General features: G+C 64.7%; 4 protein-coding genes. 3 read left to right on the forward strand and 1 reads right to left on the reverse strand.

The window, feature by feature from the left end; translation table 11 throughout:
- Positions 1-792 precede the first annotated feature (792 nt).
- Positions 793-1,314 (reverse strand): DUF1993 family protein, encoded by a 522-nt coding sequence (locus tag Q0O40_RS15195; RefSeq protein WP_295531770.1) that lies wholly within the window; start codon positions 1,312-1,314, stop codon positions 793-795.
- Positions 1,315-1,464: 150 nt separating this feature from the next.
- Here Q0O40_RS15195 and Q0O40_RS15200 point away from each other — a divergent pair, with 150 nt between their 5' ends.
- The 3 genes from Q0O40_RS15200 to Q0O40_RS15210 all read left to right on the forward strand — a co-directional run.
- Positions 1,465-1,830, forward strand: coding sequence for a nuclear transport factor 2 family protein (locus tag Q0O40_RS15200; protein ID WP_295531772.1), 366 nt, complete (start codon positions 1,465-1,467; stop codon positions 1,828-1,830).
- A gap of 311 nt (positions 1,831-2,141) precedes the next feature.
- Entirely contained in the window at positions 2,142-3,968 is a 1,827-nt protein-coding gene (locus tag Q0O40_RS15205) for a ShlB/FhaC/HecB family hemolysin secretion/activation protein (protein ID WP_295531775.1), read from the forward strand.
- 6 nt (positions 3,969-3,974) lie between these two features.
- Positions 3,975-5,432 (forward strand): filamentous hemagglutinin N-terminal domain-containing protein (locus Q0O40_RS15210; protein WP_295531778.1); only part of this gene is annotated, 1,458 nt, incomplete at its 3' end.

Genomic DNA, 5,432 nt, shown 5'->3' on the forward strand with positions numbered 1-5,432 from the left:
CCGGTTGTCGATAGCTGGATTGAAGCGCACGAGAAGGCCGCGAAAAGCGGCAAGCTGAAGGTGGTGCGCTAAGGCGGGCGTCGTGCGTCCCGGCGGAGGCCGGGACCTCGGGCTGTCTGCCGCTGGGTTGCGCTTTACCGACTGAGGCCCCGGCCTTCGCCGGGGTGCGCGGTGTGATCCTGTTGGATTTGGATTTCGGGCGCACGGGTGCGGCGTCTGGGCAGAGGGGGGATCGCGCGACCGGTGCGGCGCCTGCACTGGCGCTGCGGGGAGGGCGTCGTGTTCTGCGCGGGTGCGAGTGGCCGGGAGGGCAGATCCTCTCCGGCGCAGCCATTTTGTCGATCAAAGCCCAAAACCGGGGAAGCGGCTCGCCTGCGTGCCGGTTTCTTGACGGCGTCTGGGGATCTGAGATCGCCAAACGCCCGATGGACCATGATCCTGTGCTGGCGCGGTAAGTCGCCCGGCCAAGGACTTGGGGAAACCGCCCCACCTTGAACCCGCAGCCCGCACCGGTCGCGTCAGCCTCGCCCTGATTAACAGCGCGAGGCCGAAAGAGCGAAGGCAAGGCCGGCCAAGCCCGCTCCCGATCTGCGGGGCATTTAGCCTATATGGTTCGTTTTGTCAAGGAGAAGTTGTGTGTGGAGGCTGCCCACCCCTAACCCCACCCGCAGGCGGGAGGGGGACTGGTTGTGCTTTCGTCCCCCCCTCGCGCTCATCCTGAGCCTTTCCAAGAAGGGAGGGGCCCAGGGTGGGCGCTTTTTCGGCGCATGCCCCGCGACTGCGCGCGATGCTTCAGAGCTTCAGGCGCGGCCGGCCGAGGAAATCGCGCTTGCCCAGTTTCACGCCTTGGGCGCGCAGGATGGCGTAGGCGGTGCTTGCATGGAAGAAGAAGTTGGGCTGGCTGAACGAGAGCAGGAAGTTCGCGCCGGTAAATGGCATGCGCGTCTCGCCGAAGGCAAACTGGGTGTCGGTGTCGGCCAGCGCCTCGAACGCTTCGCGGTCGATGCTATTCAGCGCTTCGATGGCACCTTGCAGCAGCGCATGCAAACCGGCGAAGTCGGTGGGCCAGGCTGCCATGTCGGGCGAGAAGCTGCCCGCCTTCACGCCCTCGATCCCGCCGACCGAATGGGAGACGCAGCATTTCACCTGATAGCCGAGCGGCAGCATGTCGGGCGCGAGCCGCGCGTCGATCAAGTCGGCCTCGGCACGGCCATGTTCGGCGCAGAATGCCGCTGCCTTGACCAGCACGGCATCGATTGCGGCCAGAATCTGGAGGTTGTTCGGCACGACGGCGTCATAGAACGAAAACGGCATGGTGGTTCTCCCGGTTGGTCCGCGCGCGCTATGCCATCCTCGTGCCGCGAGGTCCATCCGCTGACCGGGCCAAGCGACGACGCGTTGTCACAGTAGGGTCACGAAGCAATGCCAGCCTCAGGTCATAATCGATTGTAGAAGGAGAGTGTGATGACTGTGCAGGAAATCGCCGCCGACTTCGCCGCGCTCTGCAGCGCGGGCAAATTCGACGAAGCCGGCGAGAAATATTGGTCTGCCGATATTGTCAGCGTAGAGCCCATGGCACCGCCGGGCGGCGATCCGGTAACGCGCGGAATTGATGCGGTGCGCGCCAAGGGCGTCTGGTGGTACGAAAACCACGAGATCCACAGTGCCGAAGCGCATGGCCCTTATGTCAACGGCGACCAGTTCATCATCCGCTTCAAGATGGACGTGACGATGAAGGCCAATGGTGTGCGCATGCAGATGGAAGAAGACGCGCTTTATACGGTAAGTGACGGGAAAATCGTCGAAGAGCGGTTTTTCTTCGGGTCCTAAGCCGCGCCTGCAGCGCCTGTCCGCGTGGGCGGGCAGGCGCATGCCGCGCCAATAGAGCGGTGCCAAGCGCATCTAGAAAAATGCTGATTTAATTGGCAGCAAGCCGAAAATCGCTCAATTCGGCGCAGTTATTGTCGAATTTTTCGAGGTCGATAGAACGCATAAAATATTTCCCCGGCGAGACCGCCGAAGATATGACAAGTCAACGACACATCAGGCGCGGCTTGAGGCGCTGTTCGGCAGTATTTTGCTGTTCGCTTGACTCGATTCGGTCGGCTCGGTAACCCGATGTTAACGGAGGGGATTCTCGCATGCTTGCTAGCCCAAGGAACGTATCTTCTGGCCTGAGCGATGCGATCGGCGAGCAGGGCGCCGGCAAGCGCCGGTTGGCAGGTCTCTTTGCCGGACGTTTGGCGCTGCTTGCGGCCAGCGCGCTGCCGGCGATGGCGGCCGCGCAAGAAGCGCCCCGTCCCGATGTAGCGGGCCCGACCCGGCAGGAGATCAATCCCCCCGCGATCCAGGCGCAGACCCGGCCCAGCACTGCCAAAGTGAGCGGGCAGGGCGCGATCACCGTTGCGCCGTGTCCGTTGGAAACCAGCGCGGTGCGCGCCACGATCACCCGCGTGGCCTTCAGCGGGGCAGGCGGCGAAGCGCTGGCCCCCGAACTCAACAACCTGCTCGCAGCGCTATCCGCCCCGGCGGGCGAGCAGCCGATCAGCGTGGTCTGCGCGATCCGGGATCAGGCGAACGCGGCGCTGCGCCGCGAACGCTATGTCGCCACGATCCAGATTCCGCCGCAGCGGATCGAGGACGGCGTGCTCAAGCTGGAAGTCGTCACCTCGCGGATTGTCGAGATGCGCGTGCGCGGCGAGGCAGGCCCTTATGAAGGGCGGCTGCAGCAGAGCATCGAAGCGCTGAAGCGGCTCGACCCGCTGAACGAAGCGGTGGCCGAGAAGATCCTGCTGCTGGCGGGCGATGTGCCGGGGCTCGATGTGCAGCTTTCGCTGCGGCCCACCGGGGCCAAGCCGGGCGATGTGATCGGCGAACTGACGGTGAATTACAGCCGCTTTTCGGTTGTCGCCAACGCGCAGAACTACAACAGCAAGCAGCTGGGCCGCGAAACCGGCTATGTGCGCGCCGAAATTCGCGGGCTGACCGGATTGTCGGACACGACGTATTTCGGTTTTTCGACCACGGCCAATGTCAAAGAGCAGAAGATCTTCCAGATCGGCCACATCATGGGGCTGGACGATAAGGGCACGACGATCGGCGCGCGGCTGACTTATGCCATATCGCAGCCCGATCTCGATCAGTTGCGGCTGCAGACCAAGTCGATCATCGCCAGCCTTGAAGTGTCGCGTCCGTTGATCCGCAGCGTGCGCGACAATCTGGGCGTGGTTGCCGGGTTCGAGTTCGCGCAGCAACGCACGGTGGTGCAGAGCGCCGCTAACGATTCGCCGCTGAACCTCGACCGGGTGACGACCGCTTATGTGCGGCTGGCAGGCGAAACACGCAGCTTCAACGCCGGGGGCGCCGAGCAATTCCGCCTTGGCGGCTCGCTTGAAGTGCGCAAGGGGCTGGGCATTTTTGGAGCGACCAAAACCGGACAGGCCAGTTCCGGGGGCTTTTTCCCGTCGCGCTTCGAAGGCAGCGCCACTGCCACGGTGCTGCGCGGGCAGCTGGACGAGCGGATCGGATTGGGTCCGATTTTCAGCATTACCGGCAGCCAGCGCGGCCAATGGTCGAACAGGCCGCTGCTCAATTATGACGAGTTCGCGATTGGCAACCTGACCTTGGGCCGGGGCTATGATCCGGGTTCGAACAGCGGCGACCGCGCGCTGGGTGCGTCGGTCGAACTGCGCGCGATGCTTCCGCAGCAATCGATCGCTTCGTTCGAGCCGTTCGTGTTTTTCGATGCCGTGCGCATCTGGAACCTTGATCGCAACTCGACCGAAAACAACCGCTTGCTCCGCTCCTATGGCGGAGGCCTGCGCATCGCGCTGCCGGGCATCGCGCTGCTTGAGCTGACCTATGCGCGGCCTGTCGACAAGGCGCTGTCGTTTGACGATGCCCGTCCGAACGACCGCGTGCTTGCCTCGCTCACATTCCAGCTCGTTCCGTTTGGTGGACGCCGTTAGGCCGTCATGGTGGAGTCCAATCCGATGCCGATGAACCTTGCTCCGTTTGCCACCCGTGCGAAGGCCAATCGCTCTGGCGCGCGCGTTTTTCGCCTGCGTTCGCTGGCGCAATCGAGCGCGCTGGCGCTGGTGGCGGCGGTGGGTGGCATGCTGCCGAGCGCTGGCATTGCGCAGACACTGCCGGTGGTTTCGGTCAATGGCGGCGCGACGATCTCCACCGCTGCCAATGTGATGACGGTCAACCTCAACGACGCCAACCGCGTGGTGCAATGGACGACGTTCAACATCGGCAATACCGTTGGCGAAGCGGTCAATTTTACCTCGCCAAATCTGGTCACGCCGTTCGCGGTGCTGAACCGCGTGGTGACAGCGGTGCCTTCGGTGATCAATGGCCCGATCACCGGGCAATCGAACATCGGGGTCTGGCTGGTCAATCCAACCGGCATTACCTTTGGCGGCACCGGCTCGTTCAACGGTGCCAGTCTGGTGCTGAGCACGCTGCCGATTGCCGATGCCGATTTCCTGAATGGCGGCGCGGCCAATTTTGCCGGCGCATCGACCAGCGGGATCACGCTGACGGCGGGCGCGGGTGCGATCACGTCGAGCGGATCGGTGGTGATCGGCGCGGCCAATATCAACGCGGGCAAGGCGATCACTGCGACCGGCGATGTGGCGCTGGTGACGGCGGCCAATTTCGATCTGCCGCTGGGCGTTGGTAGCCCGCTGTCGGTGCAGATCAACGCCGGCACGGCGGTGGGCACCGCGCAGATCGACGTGACCGGCGCGATTTCGGGCGCATCGGTGCGGCTGGCCGGGGCATCGACGGTGGGCATTGCCAGCCTGCTGAATGTTGGCGCGGCAGGCTCGCTGGTGGCGACGGCGGCGGGCGGCACGGTCATTCTGGCGACCAAGACCAATGCCGCCGGGGCCGTGACCGTTAACAGCGCGGCGGTGGCCGATGGGATCAACCTCGCCGGTTCGGCCAACGCATCGGGCGTGGGCGGCGATACCTTGGTCAGCGCGAACGGCGCGATTGTGACGACTGGTGGCCTGCTGGCAAACGACCGGATCGATCTTGATGGCGGATCGATCAACGTCAACGCGGCAAGCGTCAGCCTGACGAGCGCGACATCGACGGGCGGCGCGCTGTCGCTGGTGGCGAGCGCGGGCAATGTGGCGGTGGATACGGCTTCGGCCACGGGCGGCGGCGCGACGGTGACGGCATCGCTTGGCGTGCGCGGGCGTGCCGCTGGCGGGCGCGCGGCGGTGAGCGCGACTGGCGCGGGCAACAATGTGGCGATCACGGCGACGGGCGGACAGGCGCTGCTGGGCGCGGTGAGCGCGGATGCGGCGGCGACGGCGATTGTTTCGGGCAAGTCGGTCGATGTGAATTCGGCGGGTGTCTCGCTGACCAGCGCGACTTCGACCGGCGGCGCTTTGTCGCTGGTGGCGAGCGCGGGCAAT

Source organism: Novosphingobium sp. Chol11 (assembly GCF_945870625.1).
GTDB lineage: Bacteria > Pseudomonadota > Alphaproteobacteria > Sphingomonadales > Sphingomonadaceae > Novosphingobium.

Bases quoted from the DNA above. Each gene is read 5' to 3' on its own strand.
- Q0O40_RS15195 (WP_295531770.1), bottom strand. From the start codon at position 1,314: ATGCCGTTTTCGTTCTATGACGCCGTCGTGCCGAACAACCTCCAGATT.
- Q0O40_RS15200 (WP_295531772.1), top strand. From the start codon at position 1,465: ATGACTGTGCAGGAAATCGCCGCCGACTTCGCCGCGCTCTGCAGCGCG.
- Q0O40_RS15205 (WP_295531775.1), top strand. From the start codon at position 2,142: ATGCTTGCTAGCCCAAGGAACGTATCTTCTGGCCTGAGCGATGCGATC.